This is a genomic window from Nocardia violaceofusca NBRC 14427, from assembly GCF_963869435.1.
In the GTDB taxonomy this organism is placed as follows: domain Bacteria; phylum Actinomycetota; class Actinomycetes; order Mycobacteriales; family Mycobacteriaceae; genus Nocardia; species Nocardia aobensis.
Genome location: NZ_CAWMPM010000026.1, coordinates 19,470 through 41,671, shown reverse-complemented (window position 1 = coordinate 41,671; position 22,202 = coordinate 19,470). Strand labels below are relative to the sequence as shown.

The window sequence follows — 22,202 nt, the reverse complement described above, 5'->3', positions numbered from 1 at the left end:
CACGAACGCAATTCGCCACCGCGTGTCATCCGCACACCGGGTCCGTCCTGTGCCACAGTTTTCCGCGGGGAGGTTTCGGGAGAAGCGGTATCGAAAGGCTGGTTCGATTCATGTCTGCGACGGTGGTCCCCCTCGTACCCAGGTCCGGGTTCACGGTACGGCGATCGGGCGAGACGTGGGAATTGATCAACTCCCGGCACTACGGCCGCGGCGTGGTGCTGCACAGCTGGGCTCGCGACGGACATTCCGAGGCCTTCGAGCACTGCTATCGGCTCAACGGCCGCAGCGTCGAGGGATTGCTCGCGGCATTCCGCTGACCTGCGCCGTTGCGGTCGATATGGCCGAAATGCGCTGGCCCGCAACGATCTCCGCGTAGCTAGCACATCCGCAGGCCGACCTCAAGACGTGCGTGATCGGCGCATTTGTGGCTATTGTGGCTCACCGTGCGTTATCCCCGGACCGCGTCCCGCGGCATTCGAACCACCCGCCTGGCCGCCGGTGCCTGCGTCGTCGCCGCCGCGCTGATGGCGGGCACCCCCGTGCTGGATCCCGCTCCGGCCGCCGCCGTCCCGCTGCGTATGCAGGGCTGCCGCGACGGCTTCGACTGCGATATGAGCAGCCGGATCGCGGCCGTCGACAACTATCTGGCCTCCCGGCCCGGCGTCACCGGCTATGTGGTGCGCGACCGCGTCACCGGCGGCACCTATGCCAACGGCAACGCCGAGACTCTGTTCTGGACCGCCTCCACCATCAAACTGGCCATCGCCGAGGATCTGCTGAACCGGGCGCGGGTCGGCGCGATCGCGCTGACGCCCGAGGACCGCACCCAGATGGAGTCCATGCTGGCGACCTCCAACGACGCCGCGGCGGACTTCCTGTGGAACAAGTACGCGGGCCCGGATCGGCAGGCGTTCAACAACGCCTTCCGCGCCAACGGGATGACCGGCCTGGTGCCGCGCCCGACCAACGGCAGCGGACATCTGTTCCCGGACTGGGGTTTTCAGCAGTGCACGCCGTCCGATCTGGACCGGCTGATGAACAACGTGCTCGACCACATGAACCCCGACGACCGCGGTTATCTGCTCGATCGGATGCGTAAGGTCGACACCAATCAGCACTGGGGCGTCTGGGGCGCCGGCGATGCCATGCATCCGGGCCTCAAGAACGGCTGGTCCGACGAGAACGGCGGCTGGGTGGTCAACTCGGTCGGCTTCGCCGGGCCCGGTGAGCGCTACACCCTCGCGGTGATGAACTCCCTCGGCGACCAGGGCGGCTACACCGACGGCGAGGAGACCACCACGCATGTCGCGCAGCTGCTGTTCGCCGGACGCTAGTCACAGCCGCGCCAGCCGCATCGGCGCCCCGTCGCGCGGGAACGGGATGGTGTTGAATCCCCACGGCATCAGATAGTCGTCGGGGATGTGCCAGCGGTAGGCGCGCACCATCGCCGCGATGACCACCTTCACCTCGAGGGTGCCGAAATGCATGCCGATACATTTGTGCGCTCCCGCGCCGAACGGCATCCACGCCAGCCGGTGCGATTTGTCCTCGCGCCGGCCCTCGGTGAACCGTTCCGGGTCGAAACGCGCGGGATGCGACCACAATTCGGGCATCAGATGGTTGACGCCGTAGGCGACGTCGACGTGGGTGCCGGCCGGAATGTAGTGACCGGCCACCTCGGTGTCGCGTACGGCGCGGCGCACCAGGCCCGGCACCGGCGGCACCAGCCGCAGGCTCTCCTTGATCACCAGATCCAGATCACGCAGGCGATCCAGGTCGGCGATCGTCGGCGGCGCGCCGTCGAGCTCGTCGAACAGTGCCCGCGCCTCGGCGCGCACCCGCTGCTGCCAGTCGGGGTGGCGGCCCAGGTAGTAGGCGACCGAGGTCGCGGTGGTGGTGGTCGTGTCGTGGGCGGCCATGATCAGGAAGATCATGTGGTTGACCACGTCGGCGTCGGAGAACATCGCGCCGTCCTCGGCGCGGGCGTGACACAGCGCGGAGAAGAAGTCCGCACCCTCTTCGCGGCGCTTGTGCGGCACCATCGCGGTGAAGTACTCCTCCAGCGTCTTTCGCCCGCGCAGACCGGCCCGCCACGCACCGCCGGGCACCGGATAGCGCACCAGCGCCAGCGGTGCGTGGGTGCAGTCGAGGAAGGCCCGCCCGAGCCGGTGGCGTTGCGGCCCGGCATCGACGCCCATGAAGGTTTCGGTCGCGATCTCGAGAGTGAGATCTTTCACCGTCGGATACAGCCGCAGGGTGCGCGCACCGGCCGGACTCCAGCGCTCGACCGCGGACTCGACCACCGGGCTCAATTGCGCCAGATGCGATTCCAGCCGCTCGCGGGTGAACGCCTGCTGCATGATGCGCCGGTGGAACATGTGCTCGGAGAATTCCAGCAGTAGCAGCCCGCGGCGGAAGAACGAGCCGATCAGGAAGTCCCAGCCCTGCCCGAAATCGTTGCGCCGCTTGCCGAGTACCTCGTCGACGGCCTGCGGACCGGCGACCAGGACGCGGTCGACACCGAAGGATTTGTTGTAGCTGACCGGGCCGTAGCGGCGGTACCGGTCGTACATCTCGGCCGGACCCCAGCGCAGATACTGCAGCGAGCGGCCCAGCACCGGCAGTCCGGTGTCGCCGCGCACGGCAGACGCCGCACTGCCCCGCGGCGGTGTCGCCAGGACCTGCTCCCGCGCCGGTAATCGGTGCAGCAGCCGGTCGATCGGACGGCCGTCCGGTATTTCGATGAAGCCGATGTTCTCCCGCTCGGCGCCGGAGGGACGCGGGTCGACGCTGACCATGATGATGCCTCCCGAACACAGCGACCGCGCCACGCCGCCCGGCCGCAAGAAAAGTACACCTCGTACATTAGAGGTAGAATCGCGCTGTGACAAGGGACACAGAAATTCGGCGTCCAGGCCGCCCGCCCGGGCCACCCCGGGATCCCGGCCGCCGGCGCGCGGAGATCCTCGACGCGGCCGAGCGGGTGGTGGCCGGCTCCGGAGCGCGCATGACGATCGCGCAGGTCGCCGCCGAGGCCGGATACGCGCGCACCGCGGTGTACGCGGTGTTCCCGGACCTCCCGGCGCTGATCGACGCGCTGGCCGAGCGGCATATGAACGCGATCATCGCCGCCGCCGACCATCTGCTGGCCCAGCCGCTACCCGCCCGGCAACTGCTGCGGGCGGTGGTGACCCTGATGTGCGATTTCGTCGACGCCAATCCCAACCTGCACCACGTCATGATGCAGCGACTCGAGCACGGCGACGCCGAGCACCGGCCGTTCTTCACCCGCGTATCCGATTGGGCGACATCGATTTTCGACATCATTCTGCGCCGCCTCGACGCGGACCCGGCGCTGGCGCGGATCTGGGCGACCGCCACCGTCGGCGCCATTCTGATGTCGGCCGAGGCCTGGATACAGCAGCCGATCCGATCCCGCGCCGAATTCGTCGACCAGCTCGCGGCCTTCCTGTGGCCGAGCGTGGAGAGCATCGGCGGCGACCGCCTCGTCGGGCCGCTGGTGGGCGCGGCGGAGCCGGTGCCGAAGTGAACGCATACCCGCCCTGCGCGGGCCGAAACCGGGGCCAGAAGCGCGGACGCGCCGACATTCGATGCTCGTCGTGACTGCCTCCGGGCAGCCGACTACCGTTGAGCCTGTCGTAGACCGAACGTCCGGCGAGGAGCGCTGATGGGAACCGAAACTGTCGAGAATCGACGCCACCGCGTGGTGGTGATCGGATCCGGCTTCGGCGGCTTGTTCGCGTGCAAACATCTCGAGCACGACGACGTCGATGTCGTACTGATCTCCAAGACCTCCACGCACCTGTTCCAACCGCTGCTCTACCAGGTCGCCACCGGCATTCTGTCCACCGGCGAGATCGCCCCCGCCACGCGCATCGTGCTGCGCAAACACCACAACACGCGGGTGATCCTGGGCGAGGTCCACGATATCGACCTGGTGAACAAGACCGTGACGTCGAAATTGCTCAACCAGGACACCGTCACCTCCTTCGACAGCCTGATCGTCGCGACCGGCGCCCAGCAGTCCTATTTCGGCAACGACCAGTTCGCCACCTACGCGCCGGGGATGAAGACCATCGACGACGCGCTGGAACTGCGCGCGCGCATCCTCGGCTCGTTCGAGGAGGCCGAACTGGCCAAGACCCAGGAGGAACGCGACCGGTTCCTGACCTTCGTCGTGGTCGGCGCGGGCCCGACCGGCGTCGAACTGGCCGGCCAGATCGCCGAACTCGCCGATCGCACCCTCGTCGGCACCTTCCGCAACATCGATCCGCGCGACGCGCGCGTCCTGCTGGTCGAAGGCGCCGGCGCGGTGCTCGCGCCGATGGGCCCCAAACTCGGCGGCAAGGCACAGCGCCGCCTCGAGAAGATGGGCGTGGAGATTCAGCTCAACGCCATGGTCACCGACGTCGACGCCCGTGGTGTGACGGTCAAGGACAAGGACGGCAGCGAGCGTCGCATCGAATCGGCGTGCAAGGTGTGGTCGGCCGGCGTGCAGGCCAGCGAACTCGGCAAGATGCTGGCCGAACGATCCAAGGGCACCGAAACCGACCGGGCCGGGCGAGTCGTGGTCGAACCGGATCTGACGATCAAGGGATATCCGAACGTCTTCGTCGTCGGCGACCTGATGGCCGTGCCCGGCGTCCCCGGTCAGGCCCAGGGCGCCATTCAGGGCGCCACCTACGCGGCCAAGCAGATCAAGGCCGAGGTCGCCGGTAAGCAGACCCCGGATCAGCGCAAGCCGTTCAAGTACTTCAACAAGGGCAGTATGGCGACGGTGTCGCGGTTCAACGCCGTGTGCCAGATCGGCAAGCTGGAGTTCTCCGGGTTCCTCGCGTGGCTCATCTGGCTGGTGCTGCACCTGTACTACCTGATCGGCTACCGCAGCCGGACCGTCACGGTGTTCCAGTGGTTCGTCGCCTTCCTCGGCCGCAACCGCGGGCAGATGGCGGCCACCGAACAGTGGGTCTTCGCCCGGCTGGCACTCGAGGCCATGAACGGCAACGAGACCGATGCCCGGGAGGTACAGGCCGAGGTCGGCAATACGACGCCCCCCGCCGCACCGGGCGAACCTCCGGCGAAATCGGCGGCCGCTACGCCGGACGGCGAAAAGTTCTCCGGCACAAGCGAATCCGCCGACCGATCCCCCGCCTCCGGCAGCAGCGAGTCGACCACCTCCGGCTCGTCACGTCCGAAGGCCGGCTGAGCACACCGGTTTCACCACCGAGGGCCGCGAGCCGATGAGCTTGCGGCCCTCGGGTATTTACGACAGGACGCGGATCCACGCCCCGGCGGGTCATCCGGCGTCGACGCGGACACTGCCGGACGCTTCGGACAGCCGCGCACCCGTCCACGTCGACAACGAGCCACCGGCGGCGAGCGGAAGCAACGCGCCCGCCACACCGAGGGTGGCGGCGGGGCTGTCGTCGGGGTATCGCAGTTCGCTGGACAGCGCGCGCGGGGCCGACAACAGGTCGTCGGCGGCGGTGCCGGCGCCGAGTTCGAGGCGATGCCGCAGCAGCGGCAGGGCGGAGAGGTCGGCGACGAGATCCCCGCACCAGCGGCCGTGATCCTCGCCGGTGCGGCCGATCTGCACGCGTTCGCGAACGCGGATGCGGGCGTCGCCGGCCAGCCGCACGGTGGTGACGGAACGATGGCCGGCTCCCCCGGCGACGACTGTCGGTTCCGGATCGAAGTCCAGTTCACCGCCCGCGCCGACGTCGAAGGACCACGACGCCGTCGACGTCCGGGTGGTGCGGCCGGGCAGCACGATCGTCGCCGCCACCGAACGAACCACCAGGCGTGCACCGGGCTCGACCACGATGCGGATATCGAGTTCGTCCCCGCCGAGCGGCGTGGCCGCGGCACCGATCAGATGCACCGTTTCCGGTCCGGTGCAGCGGACCGCCAGCGCGCCGGTGGCCGCCGACCACGGCAGCGCCCCGGCGCGCGCGACGATGCGAATCTCAGTGCGCAACAGCGCTTTCCCCGGTGGCCTCGGCGGCCGCCACCGCGTCCAGCTGATCGCGCACCCACGCCAGCACCGGTGTCGCCGCCGGATCCTCGGTCAGCGAGCTGAAGACGAACGGGCGGCCCGCGCGCACCGCCGCGGAATCGCGGCGCATCACCTCGAGGTCGGCGCCCACCATCGGGGCCAGGTCGGTCTTGTTGATCACCAGCAGATCCGAGAACGTCACCCCCGGACCGCCTTTACGCGGGACCTTGTCACCGCCGGCCACGTCGACGACGAAGATCTGCGCATCGATCAGGCCCGCGGAGAAGGTGGCGGTGAGGTTGTCGCCGCCGGATTCGACCAGAATCAGATCCAGCCGCGGATTCGCCTCGATCAGATCGTCGATGGCGTCGAGGTTGGCGGTGATGTCGTCGCGAATGGCGGTGTGCGGGCAGCCGCCGGTCTGCACCGCGCTGATGCGTTCGTCGGGCAGGACCGCGTGGCGGCGCAGGAAGTCGGCGTCCTCGGTGGTGTAGATGTCGTTGGTCAGCACCGCCAGCGACAGTTCCGCACGCAGCTGCCGGCACAGCGCCGCGACCAGCGCCGTCTTCCCGGATCCGACCGGTCCGCCGATCCCGATGCGCACCGGCTCCCCCGGAGTGCGCACTCGCTTGGGACGGTCGTGGGCGTGATCGTGCGGTTCGCCGTCGATCAGATGGGGCGGCATGAGCTCTCCTTCGGGCCTCGACTCTCGACGATCATCGTGGCCGATTCATGTGAACCCGGTGTTACCTCCCCGGCCGGCGATTGCACCGCCGCGCCGGCTACGACGCGAACAGCGGCATCTCACGGTCGAGATGGCGTTGCGCGAGCACGTCACCGAGCGGATCGGACAGGGCCGCCGGGCCGATCGTGGCCGCGCGGGCGGTCTCGTCGCACAGCGCGGCCAGCTCCAGCGTGATCGCCGCGACCGCGGCCGGATCGAGGGCAAGTAGCCGCTGGGCCGCGGTGGCGGCTCCGGTCATCGTCGTATACACCACGACCCCGGCGATCTCCACCGGCTGCACTCCCGCGGCCCGGCCCACGACTCCGAATACCGTGGGCAGATGCGGCCGCATGCCCAGGCCGGACCAATCATGCTGCGGCCACGCCTGTTTCGCGAGCCGCAGCAGTCCGCGCCCCTGTGCCCGCGAGGCCGTGCGCGCCGCCGGGGCCGGGGTGCGGGCGTCGGCTTCCGCCTCGGCCGCCGAGGGGGTCAGCGCGCCCGCGCAGACAGCCGCCGACAACGACGCCGCGACCAGACCCGTGGTGCGGATCCGGCGTCGCAGATAGGCCGCCACCGTGTCGAGGTCACGCACGAGCCCGGAGGTGACGGCCTCCTCGACCCCGCCCGAATGTACGTGCCCGCCGATGGGCAGCCGCGAATCGGCGAGCGACATCACCATCGCGAGACTCATGGGCATCTCCTGCGGCCGGGCACGATCCGATTCTAGAACCGCACGGTCAGCCGGCCGGTGCGAAGTCCGCCGAGGCGCTCACCGCGGCCCACTTCTCGGTTTCCTCGGCTCGCGCCTGTCCGGCTGCCCGGGCCGCGGCCAGCGCATCACTGCCCAGCAGCAGGCGCCGTGGCGGTTCGGCCGAGTCGGCCACCTCGACGATGATGCGGGCCGCGCGAGCGGGGTCGCCGGGCTGGGATCCGTCGTTGTCGCGGCGGAAGCGGTGGACGGCGCCGACGGTCGCCTCGTAGTCGGCTCCCACCGGATGGATGGTCATCGAGGCGCCCTGCCAGTCGGTGCGGAAGGCGCCCGGCTCGACGATCACGACCCGGACCCCGAACGGGGCCACCTCACTCGCCAGCACTTCGGAGAATCCCTCGACCGCGAATTTCGCCGTCTGATAGGCGCCCAGACCCGGCGAACCACCGACCCGGCCGCCGATCGAGGAGATCTGGACGAAGGTCCCCGAGCGCTGGGCCCGCAGCACCGGGAGGGCGGCGCGGGTGACGTGCACGACGCCGAACAGGTTGGTCTCGACCTGCGCCCGGAAATCGTCGGCGGCCATCTCCTCGATCGGCGCGCTGTCGGCGTATCCGGCGTTGTTGACCACGACGTCGAGGGAGCCGAAGGTCTCGGTGGCCGCGCGCACGGCCGCCTCGGCCGCCGCTGGGTCGGTGACGTCCAGTCGCACCGGCAGGATGTGCGAGCCGCAGCGCGCGACCAGGTCGTCGAGCTGTTCGGGGCGTCGCGCACCGGCGACGACCCGATGCCCGGCGGCCAGCGCGGCCTCGGTCAGCTCCCGTCCCAGGCCCCGCGACGCACCGGTGATCAGCCATGTTCCGGCCATGTTCTCTTCTCCGTCCCACACGGTCCGGCCGCTGGCGGGGCGACCGGACACCATTAACTGTCACATCACTGTAGCACTTTTCTGATGTTTTGCTGCTTCATCGCAGCGATTTTTTCTGGATCTGCTGCTCAAATGTGTACATTGAAGCCGTGAGAGCTGACGCCGCCCGCAATATCGAGCAGGTGCTGACCACCGGAGCCCGGCTGCTCGCCGACGATCCGTCCGCGAGCCTGTCGGCCATCGCCGCCGAAGCCGGCGTGGACAGGCGCACCGTCTACCGCCGCTTCGCCTCGCGTGACGACCTCCTCGCGGCCGTCTACCAGGCTCGATACGACGCGGTCGAGGAAGCCATCGCGAGTGCCCGGCTCCGGGAGGCGCCGGTCGCGGTCGCCCTGCACCGGTACGTGGAGGCGATCATCGGCGTCAACCGCCGCTGGCCGGTGCAGACAGCGAGATTGGTGGCCGACGAAACCGTTCGCGAGCGCCGGGCACCACTGATCGCCGAGGTCGACACGTTTCTCCGGCGAGCCACCGACGAAGGCCTGCTACGCCCCGGCCTCCCCGAGGGCTGGGTGTCGACGCTCCTGGCGCAGCTGATGGTCAACGCCGCCGAGAACCTCCCCCAGCACGATCCGGGCCGCGCGGCCGACATCGTGGTCGACACCCTGCTGCGCGGCGTGGGCACCTCCGCGCCCACTTGACCTCAACAATGGTGAAGGTTGCAGGCTGGGCTCGTGAAAGCGATACGCCTGCATGAATTCGGTCCGGCCGAGAACCTGCGCTACGAGACCGCCCCCGATCCCCTGCCGGAACCCGGACAGGTCCGAATCGCGGTGGCCGCAGCGGGAATTCACCTGGTCGACACCTATCTGCGCCGAGGCCTGCCGGGGCCCTATCCGCTGCCGCGGTTACCGACGATCCCCGGCCGGGAGGTCGCGGGCGTCGTCGACCTGGTCGGTCCCGGCGCCGACCCGGATCTGCTGGGCGCTCGGGTCGTGACCCATCTGGGCGCCGCACCGGGCGGCTATGCCGCGCTGGCGGTCGCGGATGCGCAACGGCTGCACCATATTCCGGACGCGCTGGATGCGGCCGCGGCGGTGGCGATGATCGGTACGGGGCGAACCACTCTGGGCATTCTGGGATTCGCCGAGGTCGAGCCGGGACAGCTCGCGGTGGTGCCTGCCGCGGCGGGTGGGATCGGCACACTGCTCGTGCAGTATCTGCGCGCCGCCGGGCTCACCGTCGTCGGCCTGGCCGGCAGCCCGGCCAAGGTCGCGACCGTGGCGGCCAACGGCGCCGACCTCGCCCTCGACTACACCGACCAGGGGTGGCCGGATGCGGTGCGCGCACGCTTCGGCGACCGGCCCGCGCACTGGGTCTTCGACGGTGTCGGCGGCGCAGCGGGCCGGGCGGCGGTCGAATTGCTCGCACCCGGCGGCACCCGCCTGGTCTTCGGCTGGAGCGATGCCGCACTGAAATTCGCCCCTGGCGACCTCGCCGCTCGCGCCATCACCTCACGGTCGGTTCTCGGTCCGGAAATGCTCGAACGCGGCGGCGGAATCGCGGCGCTCGAGACGCGCGCCCTGGCCGCGGCGGGAGCCGGCCGGTTGCGCCCGGCGGTGCACCGGTTCGCCCTCGCCGATGCCGCCGCGGCGCACCGGGCCCTCGAGGACCGCGCCACCGTCGGCAAGGTCGCCCTCGAGCCGTGACAGTCGATAGCTGCTCGATTGCTGACGTAACCGATTCGTAGCCCCTCGCCTCGGTCGCGGCTCCTACGCTGGAGGTCGCGTCTCGTTCTCACGGCCCGCGACCGAGGCCGGCGGGCGCACGCGGAGGAGGTTCGTCCATGCCTGTGTGTACGACGCGCGACGAGGTCGACATCTACTACAAGGATTGGGGTGCGGGCCGCCCCGTGGTCTTCATCCACGGCTGGCCGCTCAACGCCGACGCCTGGGACGATCAGTTGAAACACGTGGCGGACAACGGCTTTCGCGGTATCGCACACGATCGACGCGGACACGGGCGCTCGGCACAGCCATGGGGCGGATACGACTTCGACACCTTCGCCGACGATCTCAACGATCTGCTCAGCCGGCTCGACCTGCGCGATGTCACACTCGTGGCGCACTCCATGGGCGGCGGCGAACTGGCCCGCTACATCGGCCGCCACGGCACCGGACGGGTGCGCTCGGCGGTGTTGCTGTCGGCTATCCCGCCGCTGATGGTGCGCACGGAGGGCAACCCGGAAGGCGTGCCCGACGAGGTGTTCGATCAGATCAAGAAGGGCATCCTGACCGAACGTTCGCAGTTCTGGCGCGACACCTCCGAGGGCTTCTTCAGCGCCAACCGGCCGGGCACCAAGGCCACCCAGGGCAACCGCGACGCGTTCTGGTTCATGGCGATGCACGAGTCGATCGAGGCCGGGGTGCGCTGTGTGGACGCCTTCGCATACACCGATTTCACCGCCGACCTGCAGAAGTTCGATGTCCCGACGCTGATCGTGCACGGCGACGACGACCAGATCGTGCCCATCGACGCCACCGCCCGCAAGGCGGCGAAGATCATCCCGGACGCGACCCTCACCGTCTACGAGGGCGGTTCACACGGCATCGCCCTGGTGCCCGGCGACAAGGAGCGTTTCAACGCCGATCTGCTGGCGTTCCTGCAGAGCTGAAACCAATCCCGCCATCGGCCCACGCACGCGGTTCAGGTGAAGCGGATGCTCCGGGCCATCAGCCGCTGCATCGGGCCGCGGGTCAGATCCGTCCACGCCTGAAGCGGACCGCTCCACCACGGCGAGATCTCCACCGGTTTCGCGACGACGGCGTGACACACCAGATCCGCGGCCTCGACGGCGGTCAGGCCCGGCATGGACCCGAAATCGGTGGGCGCGCTCATGCGCGTATGCACCAGCGGCATGTAGATCGAGGTGGTGGTGACGCCGTCGGCCGCCACCTCGGTCGCCACCGTGCGCAACCACTGGTCGAATGCCGCTTTCGACGCACCGTAGGCGGCCCACCGCGGCGCCGGCGGCATGCGCAGCCCCCAGGTGGAGATGTTGACGATATGCCCGCGACCGCGCTCCCGCATCGCCGGCAGCAGGGCCAGCAGCAATCGCACCGGGCCGAGGTAGTTGATATCGATGGTCCGCGTGAAATCGTGGAAACGATCGTAGGACTGGTCGATCGAGCGCCGGATCGAGCGGCCCGCGTTGTTGATCACCACATCCACCCGCCCGTGTGTGGCGAGGATGTCGCGGGCCAGCTCGTCCACTGCCTCCATATCGGTCAGGTCGGCGCTGTAGGTGTGCGCGATGCCGCCGCTCGTGGTGATCTCGTCGGCTGCGGCGTCCAGCTCCGCCGTCGAGCGCGCCACCATCACCACCACGGCTCCGGCGGCGGCGAATTTGGCGGCGGCGACCTTCCCGATACCGTGCGAGGCACCGGTCACCAGCACGACCCGACCGGAGACGGCCTCGCGCAGCGACGTGTCGCGGGGCCGCGACGTGGGATACAACAACCGCGTCGCGACCCGCTCGGCCAGCGGACGGCCCGGTGAGGCGGTATCTGTCACAGCCGAAACTGTATTGGGCCGCCTGCGCCGGCGGGCCGGAATCGTCACCGCGACCGGGAACCGGTCAGCGCGATCCCGCCGCCGCGGAGGCGGTATCCACCGCGATCGCGCGCCGGCGCCGGCGGCCGGAGGTCGCCGCGGCCGTCACCGCCATCATGATCAGCAATGCCGCACCGACCATCAGCGCGGTGTGCATGCCGGTGACGAACGAGCTCTGCGCGGCATGGATCACGGCCGGATCGCCACGGTGGCGCACCAGCGTCTCGCCGAGCGTGTCGGCGAAATCGCCACCCGATCGGAACACCAGCGCCGCCAGCGAACCCAGCAGCGACAACCCCAGGGCGTTACCCAGTTCGAAACTGGTTTCGGAGATGCCGACCGCCGATCCCGCACGTTCGGCCGGAACCGAGGACACCGCGACCTCCGACACCAGGGTGAACACGATGCCGTAGCCCAGGCCCGCGATCGTGGATCCCGCGATGTACCAGCCGATTCCGCCGTCGACGCCGATACCGAGCAACAGCAGATTGCCGAGCGCGGCCGCAGTCAACGCCAGCACGAACGAGCCGCGCGTACCGAGCCGGCGCGCCACCCGCGCCCCGCCCATCGAACACACGAACACCGCCACCGCCGCCGGAATACCCAGCAGCGCCGCGCCCAGGACGTCGCGACCGGCCACCGACTGCAAATACATGCTGGTCAGATAGCTCATTCCGGCCAGCGACATCATGCCCACCGTGGACGACCCGATCGCCACGCGGAACAGGCCGCGCCGGAACAGGCTCAGATCCAGCAGCGGTTCGGCCAGAGTGCGCTGGCGCCGCACGAATGCCACCAGGACTACGACACCGGCGAGGCCGAGCACCACCGAGACCGCGTCGACGCCCTCGGCCGCCGCTCGTTTCACCGCGTACACCAGCGGCAGGATGCCGCCGATGGACATGATCACGCTCACCGGATCCAGCGGTCCGCGACCGGCGGAGCGGTGTTCGGGCAGCAGCAGCGGTCCCAGCGCCAGCAGCACCAGCAGTACCGGCGTATTGATCAGGAAGATCGACCCCCACCAGAACTTGTGCAGCAGCAGGCCACCGATCACCGGTCCCACCGCCGAACCGCCGGCGAAGAACGCCGTCCAGATGCCGATGGCGGTGCCACGGGCCCGCGCCTCGGGGAACAGGCTCGAGATCAGCGCCAGGCTCGACGGCAGCAGCGTCGCACCACCGACACCCATCAGCGCGCGCGCCGCGATCAGCACCCCGGCGCTGGGCGCGAAGGCCGCCAGCAGCGAGGCGATGCCGAAAACCGTTGCGCCGGCGAGCAATATGTTGCGCCGGCCGATGCGGTCACCGAGATTGCCCATGGTGATCAGCAGTCCGGCGATCATGAATCCGTAGATGTCGAGAATCCACAGCTGCTGTTCGGCCGAGGGGTCCAGATGCTCGGTCAGCGTCGGCATCGCCAGGTACAGCACCGACATGTCCATCGACACCAGCAGCACCGGCAGGATCAACACCGCCAGACCCAGCCACGCCCGCCGGGGGGTTGCGCTCGGCGCGGTGTAGCCCGCCGCCGAGGTCTCAATGCCGACCATCACCTATCCTTCATCTCGTGCGTACGTCGTACGCGACCGGGTACAGCGTACGCATCCGGCCGCAGAAAGGAAAGCGAGTTTCGATGCCGAAACCTTCCCACCCGTCCTCACCTGCGCCTTCGGGCTCTCCGAGCCCGTCTCAGCCCGAGCGGCTGACGCGGGCGGCGATCGTCGACACCGCCATCGCATTGGCGGATGCCGACGGCATCGACGGATTGTCCATGCGCCGCATCGCCGAGCGGATGGGTGTGGGCGCGATGTCGCTGTATCGGCATGTACCTAACAAGGACGCGCTGCTGGCCGATATGACCGACGAGGTCGCGCGCCGCTACCCGTATCCGGCGCCGGAACCCGGCTGGACCTGGCGTGACCGCGTGCGCGCGGCCGCCGACATCGACTGGCAGCTCTACCGGTTGCACCCGTGGGTGCTGTTCACCTTCGCGGTGCCGCGCTACAACTTCGGCCCGCACAGTCTGGCGTGCTTGGGCTGGCTGACCGAAGGTCTGCTCGAACTGACCGATGATCGCCGCGAGGCCACCGCGATGGCTCTCGAGGTCTGGAGTTATATCGCCGGCATCGCTCTCCAGCAGGTCAGCGCGACCATTCTGGCCGCCCGCGAGGACGAGCACGACGAATCCTCCGGTCTGACGGCACTTCTCGAGGGCACCCCGCGCTGGCCGAGCCCGCCGGCGCTGGCGCCCCTCGAAGGCACCGGACTCGGTGATCTGCTCGATCCGGTGCGGCAATTGCATTCGGGCCTGTCGGCGATGTGCGACGGTTTCGCCGCACGCCACGGCTGACCGTCGCTCAGTAGTACGACCGGCCCTGGACGCCACCGGAGACCGACCACACCTCCACGATCAGCCCGTCCTCGACGCGCAGGATATCGGTGCCGCTCACGGCGATCTCACCGCCGGCGACCGGTCGCCGCGAACCGTAGGGCCGCGCCACGGTCCCGGTACGGCGGTCGTCGATGTCGACGACCGCTTCGCCCTGGGTTTCGAATCGCTGCCCGGGCGCGGCCGCGCGGAAGTCCGCGATCCGGCGCGCGAACGTCTCCGGGTCATGGATGCCGTCGTAGGCTTCGGCGCCCGGCTGGGCATACCGGAGTGTGAAGTGCGGGGCCATGATTCGGCTCGCGAGCTCCAATTCCCCGTTCCACATCGCCGTCCACCGGTCGAAGAGTTCGATTCCGTATGCGCGCACGTCCACTCCAATAGTCTCATTGATACGGTATGACGGATATGAAGCTATAGTCTCAGCGAGACCGTGTCAATGCCGTTCCGAACCGAGACGTGCCGAACCGAAAGCTGACGACCATGGCGGATCTGGGAGCGCAGGACCATATCGTGCTCGGGCTCATCGCCCGGCACGGCCCGCTCACCCCCTATGAACTCAAAGCGCGCATGGAGGAGAGCGTCGACTACTTCTGGCCGGTGCCGCACGCCCAGCTCTACCGCATTCCGGCCCGGCTGGCCGAGCGCGGCCTGCTGCACGAGGACGCCGAGGAGACCGGCCGCCGGCGCCGGGTATTCCAGCTCACCGACGCCGGACGCGAGGCGTTACGCGCATGGCTGGCCGACCCCGGGTGCCCGCCGCCGGAGACGCGTGATCCAGCGCAGGTGAAACTGTTCTTCGCCGACCTCGGCGCACCGGAGGACGTGATCGCCCTCGCGCGCCGCCAGGCGGCCGAGCACCGCCGCTGGCTCGACCGCTACCGCGCCATGCACGCCGAGATCGACCCGGCCGATACCGTGCGCGCCCAATCCCGCTCCCGCATCCTGGAACTCGGCATCGGCCACGAACAGGCGTACGTGGACTTCTGGACCGAACTCGCCGACCGTCCCGACCGGGTCGGGCACGGCGATTCGGCACCGGTCAGCCGGTGACCACGGCGTAGGCGAATCCGTCCCAGCCCTTACTGCCCACGGTCTGCAGCACGGTGGCCTCGAGCCGCGGCTCGTCGGCGAGCAGTTCCAGCGCTTCCCGGGCCCCGCGGACCGCGGGGTCGCCGGGATCGCCGTCGGCCAAGGCGCCACGACGCACGACATTGTCGACGATGATCACCGAACCGGGCCGGGTCAGCCGCAAGGCCCACCGCACATAGTTGGCGTTGTTGACCTTGTCGGCATCGATGAAGACCAGGTCGAAGGGCTCGCCGTGGTCCTCGGCGACTCCCGGCAGGGTGTCCAGCGCCGCGCCGACCCGGATCTCCACCCGCTCCCCCACCCCCTTGCGATCGAGGTTGGCGCGAGCCACCTCGGCGTGGTGCGGATCGTATTCCAGCGTCACGACGCTGCCCTGCGGTCCCACCGCGCGCGCCAGCCACAGGGTGCTGAACCCGCCGAGCGTGCCGATCTCGAGGACGCGCCGCGCCCCGGCCGACAGCGCGAGCAGATACAGGAATTTGCCCTGCGCCGGCGAGACGTCGATGGGCGGCAGGCCCGCCTCGGAATTCGCCTGCGCCACATCGGAATCGGCATCTCCGATCAGAGTGTCCACGACGTAGCGATCGACCGCGCCCCATTCGGCATTCGTCATATCGGCCAGTGTGCCACCGCGACGCCGCCGGTGCAGCGCAGCGCCGTCGGCGACCCCTCACGGCGGAATCGTGCGGGCTCAGAACAGGAAGTAGCGCTGCGCCATCGGCAGCTCGGTGGCCGGCTGCTGGTCCCACACCTCGCCGTCGATGCGGACGGTGAAGGTGTCGGGTTCCACCTCGATGCGCGGCATCGCGTCGTTGAGCGGCAGATCGCTCTTGGTCCGGCGGCGCACATCGGCCACCGGCACGAGTGTGCGCCGGACCTGCAGTCGCTCGGCGAGTCCGTCCTCGACGGCCTGCGGGGAGACGAAATGCAGTGACGTCCCCGCCGCCACCACCGGCGCGGCGCCGAACATCGGCCGCGGCAGCACCGGCTGTGGGGTCGGGATCGAGGCGTTGGCATCTCCCATCGCGGCCCAGGCGATCGCGCCGCCCTTGAGCACCGCATGCGGGCGCACGCCGAAGAAAGCCGGCTCCCACAGCACCAGATCGGCCAGTTTGCCGACTTCCACCGACCCGATCTCGTGGTCCAGGCCGTGCGTCACCGCCGGGCAGATCGTGTATTTCGCGATATAGCGGCGGACCCGATGATTGTCGGCGGCCCCGTCACCGGGCAGCGCGCCGCGGCGGACCTTCATCATGTGCGCGGTCTGCCACGTCCGCATCACCACTTCCCCGATGCGGCCCATCGCCTGGGAATCCGAGCCGATCATCGAGATCGCGCCCAGATCGTGCAGCAGGTCCTCCGCGGCGATGGTGGAGGGCCGGATCCGGCTCTCGGCGAAGGCGAGATCCTCGGGCACGGCCGCATTGAGATGGTGGCACACCATCAGCATGTCCAGATGTTCGTCGAGAGTGTTGACCGTGTGCGGGCGAGTCGGATTGGTGGAGCTGGGCATCACATTCGGGTGCGAGGCGACGGTGATGATGTCCGGCGCGTGCCCGCCGCCGGCGCCCTCGGTGTGATACGAGTGGATGGCCCGCCCGGCGATCGCGGCGAGGGTGTCCTCGACGAATCCGGCCTCGTTGAGCGTATCGGAATGCAGCGCGACCTGGACTCCGGCGGCATCGGCCACCCGCAGGCAGGCGTCGATCGCCGCCGGGGTGGTCCCCCAGTCCTCGTGCAGCTTGAATCCGCCCGCGCCGCCGCGCAATTGCTCCCACATCGCCTCGGGACGCACGGTGTTGCCCTTGCCCAGGAGCAGGATGTTGACCGGCCAGCCGTCGGTCGCCTCGAGCATGCGGCCCAGATGCCAGGCGCCGGGAGTGACCGTGGTGGCCTTGGAGCCCTCGGCCGGTCCGGTTCCGCCGCCGATCAGGGTGGTGATACCGCCGCCGAGCGCCTCGTCGAGCAACTGCGGGCAGATGAAGTGGACGTGGCAGTCGATCGCGCCGGCGGTGAGGATGCGGCCGTTGCCGGCGATGATCTCCGTCGACGGCCCCACCACCAGATCCGGATGCACACCGTCCATGGTCTCCGGATTGCCGGCCTTGCCGATCGCGCAGATGCGCCCGTCGCGAATGCCGATGTCGGCCTTGATAATTCCCCAGTAGTCGACGATCACCGCCCCGGTGATCACGGTGTCCGGGGTGCCCTCGGCGCGAGTGGCGCGAGCCTGGCCCATCGATTCGCGCAAGACCTTGCCGCCGCCGAAGACGGCCTCGTCACCGGCCAGGCCGGGTCCGCCGCAGCGGTCTTCGGTGATCTCGATCAGAAGATCGGTGTCGGCCAATCGAATTCGATCCCCGACCGTGGGACCGAAGAGTGCGGCGTAACGAGCGCGGGACAGTTCTGCCATCAGTCGACCGGCCTTTCTGTCTGCTCGGACCGGTTCACCACCGGGCCGAGCGGCCCCGGCGCATCCGGGCCGATCCCGTACACCTCACGGCTGCCGCCCAGCGGTACCAGCGAAACACGCTGCGCCAGGCCGGGTTCGAAGCGCACGGCGGTCCCCGCCGGAATGTCGAGTCGGCGGCCGTGTGCCGCGACCCGGTCGAACTCGAGGGCGGTGTTGGCCTGCGGGAAGTGCACGTGACTGCCCACCTGCACCGGCCGGTCGCCGGTGTTGACCACCTCGAGTTCGATCCGGTCGGCGGCGGCGTTGAGTTCGATGGGGTCGGCGGCGAGCAGATACTCTCCCGGCACCGGGCTGTGGCCGCTCTCGGCGGATATCGCGCTCATCGGTGCCCCTCAGCCGATCGGGTGATGCACGGTCACCAGTTTCGTGCCGTCGGGGAAGGTGGCCTCGACCTGGACGTCGGGGATCATCTCCGGCACACCCGCCATCACGTCGTCGCGGGTGAGCACGGTGCGGCCCGAGGACATCAACTCGGCGACGGTGCGGCCGTCGCGGGCGCCCTCCAGGACGTGGTCGGTGATGACGGCGACCGCCTCGGGGTGGTTGAGTTTGAGCCCGCGCGCCTGCCGCCGCCGCGCCAACTCGGCCGCGTAGCTGAGCATCAGCCGTTCCTGCTCGTGCGGTGACAGACGCACATCGCCTCCTCGGCTGCTCGGTCGTACGGTGCTCGATATCTTGGCACGGCCGTACCGGGTGCGCTCGTCGTCGTGTCGGCGCTCGCTTCAGGGGCTAGCTCTTGACCGCGCCGTCCGCGGTGAGATTCTGCAGCCGCACCTGCCCGCGCGCGACCACCCGGTCCTGCTCGTCGGTGATCTGCACCTGCCACAGCTGCTGCGATCGGCCCTGGTGAATCGGGGTCGCGACACCGCGCAGACTGCCCTCGCGGACCGCGCGCAGGAAGTCGGTGTTGTTGTTGACGCCGACCACATGTCCGCGGTCGCCGAACCAGACACCGCCGCCGACACTGGCCAGGGTTTCGATGATCGTGCAGTACACCCCGCCGTTGACGATGCCCGCGGGCTGATGCAACTGCGGCGAGACCACCCACTCCCCGACCACACGATCGGGCCCGACCTCGGTGTACTTCAGACCGATGAGGTCGGTGAAGGTCCCCTCGCTGTAGCGGGTCATCTGCTCGGGCGTGACATCCGCCAGGGAACGAGCCTCGAATCGGTCGTGCTGTGTCATAGAAAAACACTTACACCACCTGGGTACCGCCCGGTACGGCGGTGCCGCACGCCCGGGCGCGGGCGAGCCCGGTAATCGAGCAGCACACCTGGTGATAACATGTGAAAATCGTTGTACCGCAGGGGTATACGCACTCACAGCGATCCGGCTACGGTTGTGATCACGGCGAACGCAACCCTCGCTCCCGCATCCGCGCGGCCCTACCGTGGCGGCCATGACAGCCGCATCGGACACTCCGCTCAACGACATCGTCGACGCCACCGCACAGGCCGTGGCCGGCGATCCGGCGAAGGCGCAGGTCCTGTTCTCCGCCGCCGGTATCGCGGAGGGCGCCGTCGGCAGCGCCGTCACGGCCGGCACCTACACGGTCCGGGTGGACGAGCCGGCCGCGCTGGGCGGCGCGGGTACGGCACCCAATCCGGTCGAGTTCTATCTCGCGGCGCTCATCTCGTGTCAGGTGGTGACCTACCGGTTCTGGGCGCAGCGCCTGGGCATCGTCGTCGACGATCTGCGCATCGACGCCGAGGGCGACCTCGACGTGCGCGGCTTCTTCGGCCTCGACGACACCGTGCGCGCCGGATTCCAGCAGGTCCGGGTGACTGTGCATATCGACGGCCCGGAGCCGGCGCAGCGTTACGCTGAACTGCAGGCCGCCGTGGACGCCCACTGCCCGGTTCTCGACATCTCCACCGGGCCGACGCCCGTGCTGACCAGACTGATCACTTCCGAATCGGAAAACTCCACAGTTTCCGCCTGATTCTTCGCGAATCGGGCATCCTTGGGGGCGGCGCACCGCCGCCCCATGCGCGACGACCCATCCCATCGACACCTTTTGGAGCTGAAACCCATGACCGACTCCGTCGAGCCGAACGATCCGGCGCAGAACTGGAGCTTCGAGACCAAGCAGGTTCACGTCGGCCAGATTCCCGACGGCACCACCAACGCTCGCGCGCTGCCGATCTACCAGACCACCTCCTACACCTTCCGCGACACCGATCACGCGGCGGCACTGTTCGGTCTGGCCGAGCCCGGCAACATCTACACCCGCATCATGAACCCCACCCAGGACGCGGTCGAGCAGCGCATCGCCGCCCTCGAGGGCGGTGTGGCGGCGCTGCTGCTGTCCTCGGGCCAGGCCGCCGAAACCTTCGCGATCCTCAACATCGCGGGCGCCGGTGACCACATCGTGTCGAGTCCGCGCCTCTACGGCGGCACCTACAACCTGTTCCACTACACGCTGCCGAAACTGGGCATCGAGGTGTCGTTCGTCGAAGATCCCGACGATCTGGATCAGTGGCGCGCCGCGATCCGCCCGAACACCAAGGCGATCTACGGCGAGACGGTGTCCAACCCGCAGAACCACATCCTGGATCTGCCGGGCCTGGCCGAGGTCGCGCACACCGCCGGTGTGCCGTTCATCGTGGACAACACCGTGCCGACCCCGTATCTGATCCAGCCGCTGAAGCACGGCGCCGACATCGTCGTGCACTCGGCGACGAAGTACCTGGGTGGCCACGGTGCGGCGATCGCCGGCGTGATCGTCGACGGGGGCACATTCGACTGGACGGTGACCGACGAGCAGGGCAACTCGCGCTTCCCCGGCTTCACCACCCCGGACCCCAGCTATCACGGCGCGGTCTTCGCCGATCTGGGTGCGCCGGCCTACGCGCTGAAGGCGCGGGTGCAGTTGCTGCGCGACCTCGGCTCCGCGGTGGCCCCGTTCAACGCGTTCCTGATCGCCCAGGGGCTCGAGACGCTGAGCCTGCGGGTGGAGCGCCACGTCGCGAACGCGCAGGCGGTCGCTGAATTCCTCACCGAGCGGCCGGAGGTCACCAGCGTCTTCTACGCGGGGCTGCCGTCGTCGCCGTGGTACGAGCGCGGCCGGGAACTGGCCCCGAAGGGCGCCAGCGCGATCGTCGGCTTCGAACTGGCGGGCGGTGTCGACGCGGGCAAGAAGTTCGTCGACGCGCTGACCCTGCACAGCCATGTCGCCAATATCGGCGATGTGCGTTCGCTGGTCATCCACCCGGCCTCGACCACGCATTCGCAGCTGACTCCCGAGGAGCAGCTGTCCGCGGGCGTGACGCCGGGCCTGGTCCGGCTCGCGGTGGGTATCGAGGGGATCGAGGACATCCTCGCCGACCTGCGGACCGGTTTCGACGCCACGCACTAGTTCTCACCGATGCCCGGTTCGCCGCCACCCTGCGGTGGACCGGGCATCGTCATGTCTGCGAAACACCAACCGGCACATCGGGATTCGCGCGCGAATGTTCGGAAACGACGCGGCGGACCCTCCAGACGAAGGGCCCGCCGCGGGCAGTGGATCGGGGAGTCGACCGCAGCCCTCGGGACTCTCGCTCGATCCGGACGCCGAGTTGAGTGTAGGTCAGCCTTACCTAACTAAGCAAGAGCGTCGCACCGGCAACCCTCGATCGGCCAGCGCCAGTAGCAACGCCTGCCCTCGCTCGGTCCCGGCATCCGCGCCGGTCCGCGCCAGTTCCGGCACGTAGGTGGCCGCGCCGACGATGGATTCGCCCACCAGATTCCAGAATCGCGCCCGGCTCAGCCCGGCACAGCGATACAGGCTCTCACACACCAGCGTCAGCGCCGCCTCACAGCGATGCGCCAGCCACACCGACAGCGCCCGATCACACGGCAGCGTCACCACACCCGGACGCCCGGCCAGCGGATCACCCGCCACCACGCGAATCGTCGTGTCGGACAGGCCCGCCCAGTCCAGTCCGCCGTCGTTGTCGGTGTGCACCCACAGATTCTCGAGCCCGGGATCCCAGGCCCGGTTGTCGCAGACCGCCAGCGCGACCACCCGGCCGACCACGGCATGGATCAGGGCGGTGGCGACCACCTCGGCGGCGATCTCAGCGCTGACCATCTCCGCCGCGTGCCGGCGATACATCAGCTCGATGCGACCTTCGCGCACCCCGTCGGCCAGTCGCCACCAGCGCCGGCGACCCTGTTCGGCCATCGCCGCCATGGCGTAGACCCGCGGATGGCCGGGCTGCAGCGCGCGCAGCCGGACGCAGATCTGTTCGAACGCCGGCTCGAGACGGCGAGCCGGGAAAATCGTCACTGGTTCGGACATCGAACCCCCTCAACGTTCGGCATTACGGTCGA

Annotated in this window: 25 protein-coding genes; 11 read left to right on the top strand and 14 right to left on the bottom strand. The window is 69.2% G+C overall.

Annotated elements, in window-relative coordinates:
* Positions 1-110 precede the first annotated feature (110 nt).
* On the top strand, positions 111-317 hold the full coding sequence (locus tag AC5592_RS21770; RefSeq protein WP_036501065.1) for a hypothetical protein: 207 nt from the start codon (positions 111-113) through the stop codon (positions 315-317).
* 126 nt (positions 318-443) lie between these two features.
* Positions 444-1,334: a serine hydrolase gene (locus AC5592_RS21765; RefSeq protein WP_036501074.1), complete on the top strand. Its 891-nt coding sequence runs from the start codon at positions 444-446 to the stop codon at positions 1,332-1,334.
* Here the strand turns inward: AC5592_RS21765 and AC5592_RS21760 are convergent, their stop codons facing one another.
* Positions 1,335-2,798 (bottom strand): cytochrome P450, encoded by a 1,464-nt coding sequence (locus AC5592_RS21760; protein ID WP_036501072.1) that lies wholly within the window; start codon positions 2,796-2,798, stop codon positions 1,335-1,337.
* A gap of 86 nt (positions 2,799-2,884) precedes the next feature.
* On the opposite strand from AC5592_RS21760, the gene AC5592_RS21755 reads away from it, so the two are divergent.
* Both AC5592_RS21755 and AC5592_RS21750 read left to right on the top strand, forming a co-directional pair.
* Positions 2,885-3,550, top strand: a complete 666-nt coding sequence (locus AC5592_RS21755; RefSeq protein ID WP_157122108.1) for a TetR/AcrR family transcriptional regulator — start codon at positions 2,885-2,887, stop codon at positions 3,548-3,550.
* A gap of 138 nt (positions 3,551-3,688) precedes the next feature.
* The gene (locus tag AC5592_RS21750; protein ID WP_063065279.1) at positions 3,689-5,227 is read left to right on the top strand and encodes an NAD(P)/FAD-dependent oxidoreductase; all 1,539 of its coding nucleotides are present in this window, start codon (positions 3,689-3,691) and stop codon (positions 5,225-5,227) included.
* A gap of 90 nt (positions 5,228-5,317) precedes the next feature.
* Here AC5592_RS21750 and AC5592_RS21745 read toward each other — a convergent pair whose 3' ends face one another.
* The 4 genes from AC5592_RS21745 to AC5592_RS21730 all read right to left on the bottom strand — a co-directional run bounded on the left by AC5592_RS21745 (position 5,318) and on the right by AC5592_RS21730 (position 8,317).
* Positions 5,318-5,998 carry an urease accessory protein UreD gene (locus tag AC5592_RS21745; protein WP_036501061.1) on the bottom strand — a complete coding sequence of 227 codons (681 nt, stop codon included), beginning with the start codon at positions 5,996-5,998 and terminating at the stop codon, positions 5,318-5,320.
* The gene (gene ureG / locus AC5592_RS21740; RefSeq protein WP_063065278.1) at positions 5,988-6,701 is read right to left on the bottom strand and encodes an urease accessory protein UreG; all 714 of its coding nucleotides are present in this window, start codon (positions 6,699-6,701) and stop codon (positions 5,988-5,990) included. Before ureG ends, AC5592_RS21745 begins: the two co-directional genes overlap by 11 nt.
* Before the next feature lie 97 nt (positions 6,702-6,798).
* Entirely contained in the window at positions 6,799-7,431 is a 633-nt protein-coding gene (locus AC5592_RS21735; protein ID WP_063065277.1) for an urease accessory protein UreF, read from the bottom strand.
* A gap of 46 nt (positions 7,432-7,477) precedes the next feature.
* Complete coding sequence (locus AC5592_RS21730) at positions 7,478-8,317, bottom strand: oxidoreductase (RefSeq protein WP_063065276.1); 840 nt, start codon at positions 8,315-8,317, stop codon at positions 7,478-7,480.
* A 149-nt stretch (positions 8,318-8,466) separates the two neighbouring features.
* Here AC5592_RS21730 and AC5592_RS21725 point away from each other — a divergent pair, with 149 nt between their 5' ends.
* The 3 genes from AC5592_RS21725 to AC5592_RS21715 all read left to right on the top strand — a co-directional run bounded on the left by AC5592_RS21725 (position 8,467) and on the right by AC5592_RS21715 (position 10,991).
* Positions 8,467-9,018, top strand: a complete 552-nt coding sequence (locus tag AC5592_RS21725; RefSeq protein WP_174372355.1) for a TetR/AcrR family transcriptional regulator — start codon at positions 8,467-8,469, stop codon at positions 9,016-9,018.
* Between the two features lie 33 nt (positions 9,019-9,051).
* Positions 9,052-10,026: a zinc-binding dehydrogenase gene (locus AC5592_RS21720; RefSeq protein ID WP_063065275.1), complete on the top strand. Its 975-nt coding sequence runs from the start codon at positions 9,052-9,054 to the stop codon at positions 10,024-10,026.
* A 137-nt stretch (positions 10,027-10,163) separates the two neighbouring features.
* Positions 10,164-10,991: an alpha/beta fold hydrolase gene (locus AC5592_RS21715; RefSeq protein ID WP_036507680.1), complete on the top strand. Its 828-nt coding sequence runs from the start codon at positions 10,164-10,166 to the stop codon at positions 10,989-10,991.
* A gap of 32 nt (positions 10,992-11,023) precedes the next feature.
* Here AC5592_RS21715 and AC5592_RS21710 read toward each other — a convergent pair whose 3' ends face one another.
* Positions 11,024-11,890 carry an SDR family NAD(P)-dependent oxidoreductase gene (locus tag AC5592_RS21710; RefSeq protein ID WP_232329492.1) on the bottom strand — a complete coding sequence of 289 codons (867 nt, stop codon included), beginning with the start codon at positions 11,888-11,890 and terminating at the stop codon, positions 11,024-11,026.
* 64 nt (positions 11,891-11,954) lie between these two features.
* Positions 11,955-13,481, bottom strand: coding sequence for an MFS transporter (locus tag AC5592_RS21705; protein ID WP_063065274.1), 1,527 nt, complete (start codon positions 13,479-13,481; stop codon positions 11,955-11,957).
* Between the two features lie 83 nt (positions 13,482-13,564).
* On the opposite strand from AC5592_RS21705, the gene AC5592_RS21700 reads away from it, so the two are divergent.
* Complete coding sequence (locus tag AC5592_RS21700; RefSeq protein WP_084506990.1) at positions 13,565-14,281, top strand: TetR/AcrR family transcriptional regulator; 717 nt, start codon at positions 13,565-13,567, stop codon at positions 14,279-14,281.
* A 7-nt stretch (positions 14,282-14,288) separates the two neighbouring features.
* Here AC5592_RS21700 and AC5592_RS21695 read toward each other — a convergent pair whose 3' ends face one another.
* On the bottom strand, positions 14,289-14,693 hold the full coding sequence (locus AC5592_RS21695) for a nuclear transport factor 2 family protein (RefSeq protein ID WP_198163908.1): 405 nt from the start codon (positions 14,691-14,693) through the stop codon (positions 14,289-14,291).
* 107 nt (positions 14,694-14,800) lie between these two features.
* Between AC5592_RS21695 and AC5592_RS21690 the strand changes: the two genes are divergently transcribed.
* Positions 14,801-15,370: a PadR family transcriptional regulator gene (locus AC5592_RS21690; protein ID WP_036501030.1), complete on the top strand. Its 570-nt coding sequence runs from the start codon at positions 14,801-14,803 to the stop codon at positions 15,368-15,370.
* On the opposite strand, the gene AC5592_RS21685 is transcribed toward AC5592_RS21690, so the two are convergent.
* The 5 genes from AC5592_RS21685 to AC5592_RS21665 all read right to left on the bottom strand — a co-directional run bounded on the left by AC5592_RS21685 (position 15,360) and on the right by AC5592_RS21665 (position 19,070).
* Positions 15,360-16,022: an O-methyltransferase gene (locus AC5592_RS21685; RefSeq protein WP_063065273.1), complete on the bottom strand. Its 663-nt coding sequence runs from the start codon at positions 16,020-16,022 to the stop codon at positions 15,360-15,362. The two genes, AC5592_RS21690 and AC5592_RS21685, sit on opposite strands and share 11 nt — an antisense overlap.
* A 78-nt stretch (positions 16,023-16,100) precedes the next feature.
* Entirely contained in the window at positions 16,101-17,822 is a 1,722-nt protein-coding gene (locus AC5592_RS21680) for an urease subunit alpha (RefSeq protein WP_036501028.1), read from the bottom strand.
* On the bottom strand, positions 17,822-18,205 hold the full coding sequence (locus AC5592_RS21675; RefSeq protein WP_051024561.1) for an urease subunit beta: 384 nt from the start codon (positions 18,203-18,205) through the stop codon (positions 17,822-17,824). Before AC5592_RS21675 ends, AC5592_RS21680 begins: the two co-directional genes overlap by 1 nt.
* Positions 18,206-18,214: 9 nt before the next feature.
* Positions 18,215-18,517, bottom strand: a complete 303-nt coding sequence (locus tag AC5592_RS21670) for an urease subunit gamma (protein ID WP_036501026.1) — start codon at positions 18,515-18,517, stop codon at positions 18,215-18,217.
* 94 nt (positions 18,518-18,611) lie between these two features.
* On the bottom strand, positions 18,612-19,070 hold the full coding sequence (locus AC5592_RS21665; RefSeq protein WP_198163907.1) for a PaaI family thioesterase: 459 nt from the start codon (positions 19,068-19,070) through the stop codon (positions 18,612-18,614).
* A gap of 214 nt (positions 19,071-19,284) precedes the next feature.
* Here AC5592_RS21665 and AC5592_RS21660 point away from each other — a divergent pair, with 214 nt between their 5' ends.
* Entirely contained in the window at positions 19,285-19,827 is a 543-nt protein-coding gene (locus AC5592_RS21660) for an OsmC family protein (RefSeq protein ID WP_036501023.1), read from the top strand.
* A gap of 90 nt (positions 19,828-19,917) precedes the next feature.
* Positions 19,918-21,243 (top strand): bifunctional o-acetylhomoserine/o-acetylserine sulfhydrylase, encoded by a 1,326-nt coding sequence (locus AC5592_RS21655; protein WP_036501022.1) that lies wholly within the window; start codon positions 19,918-19,920, stop codon positions 21,241-21,243.
* Positions 21,244-21,462: 219 nt separating this feature from the next.
* Here AC5592_RS21655 and AC5592_RS21650 read toward each other — a convergent pair whose 3' ends face one another.
* On the bottom strand, positions 21,463-22,170 hold the full coding sequence (locus AC5592_RS21650) for a hypothetical protein (RefSeq protein WP_063065272.1): 708 nt from the start codon (positions 22,168-22,170) through the stop codon (positions 21,463-21,465).
* Between the last annotated feature and the right edge of the window lie 32 nt (positions 22,171-22,202).

What these genes read in the sequence shown, in the direction of transcription:
- AC5592_RS21770 (WP_036501065.1), top strand. Translation starts at nt 111, where the DNA reads ATGTCTGCGACGGTGGTCCCCCTCGTACCCAGGTCCGGGTTCACGGTA.
- AC5592_RS21685 (WP_063065273.1), bottom strand. Translation starts at nt 16,022, where the DNA reads ATGACGAATGCCGAATGGGGCGCGGTCGATCGCTACGTCGTGGACACT.
- AC5592_RS21665 (WP_198163907.1), bottom strand. Translation starts at nt 19,070, where the DNA reads ATGACACAGCACGACCGATTCGAGGCTCGTTCCCTGGCGGATGTCACG.
- AC5592_RS21750 (WP_063065279.1), top strand. Translation starts at nt 3,689, where the DNA reads ATGGGAACCGAAACTGTCGAGAATCGACGCCACCGCGTGGTGGTGATC.
- AC5592_RS21735 (WP_063065277.1), bottom strand. Translation starts at nt 7,431, where the DNA reads ATGAGTCTCGCGATGGTGATGTCGCTCGCCGATTCGCGGCTGCCCATC.
- AC5592_RS21675 (WP_051024561.1), bottom strand. Translation starts at nt 18,205, where the DNA reads ATGAGCGCGATATCCGCCGAGAGCGGCCACAGCCCGGTGCCGGGAGAG.
- AC5592_RS21715 (WP_036507680.1), top strand. Translation starts at nt 10,164, where the DNA reads ATGCCTGTGTGTACGACGCGCGACGAGGTCGACATCTACTACAAGGAT.
- AC5592_RS21680 (WP_036501028.1), bottom strand. Translation starts at nt 17,822, where the DNA reads ATGGCAGAACTGTCCCGCGCTCGTTACGCCGCACTCTTCGGTCCCACG.
- ureG (WP_063065278.1), bottom strand. Translation starts at nt 6,701, where the DNA reads ATGCCGCCCCATCTGATCGACGGCGAACCGCACGATCACGCCCACGAC.
- AC5592_RS21690 (WP_036501030.1), top strand. Translation starts at nt 14,801, where the DNA reads ATGGCGGATCTGGGAGCGCAGGACCATATCGTGCTCGGGCTCATCGCC.
- AC5592_RS21760 (WP_036501072.1), bottom strand. Translation starts at nt 2,798, where the DNA reads ATGGTCAGCGTCGACCCGCGTCCCTCCGGCGCCGAGCGGGAGAACATC.
- AC5592_RS21700 (WP_084506990.1), top strand. Translation starts at nt 13,565, where the DNA reads ATGCCGAAACCTTCCCACCCGTCCTCACCTGCGCCTTCGGGCTCTCCG.
- AC5592_RS21650 (WP_063065272.1), bottom strand. Translation starts at nt 22,170, where the DNA reads ATGTCCGAACCAGTGACGATTTTCCCGGCTCGCCGTCTCGAGCCGGCG.
- AC5592_RS21660 (WP_036501023.1), top strand. Translation starts at nt 19,285, where the DNA reads ATGACAGCCGCATCGGACACTCCGCTCAACGACATCGTCGACGCCACC.
- AC5592_RS21730 (WP_063065276.1), bottom strand. Translation starts at nt 8,317, where the DNA reads ATGGCCGGAACATGGCTGATCACCGGTGCGTCGCGGGGCCTGGGACGG.
- AC5592_RS21705 (WP_063065274.1), bottom strand. Translation starts at nt 13,481, where the DNA reads ATGGTCGGCATTGAGACCTCGGCGGCGGGCTACACCGCGCCGAGCGCA.
- AC5592_RS21655 (WP_036501022.1), top strand. Translation starts at nt 19,918, where the DNA reads ATGACCGACTCCGTCGAGCCGAACGATCCGGCGCAGAACTGGAGCTTC.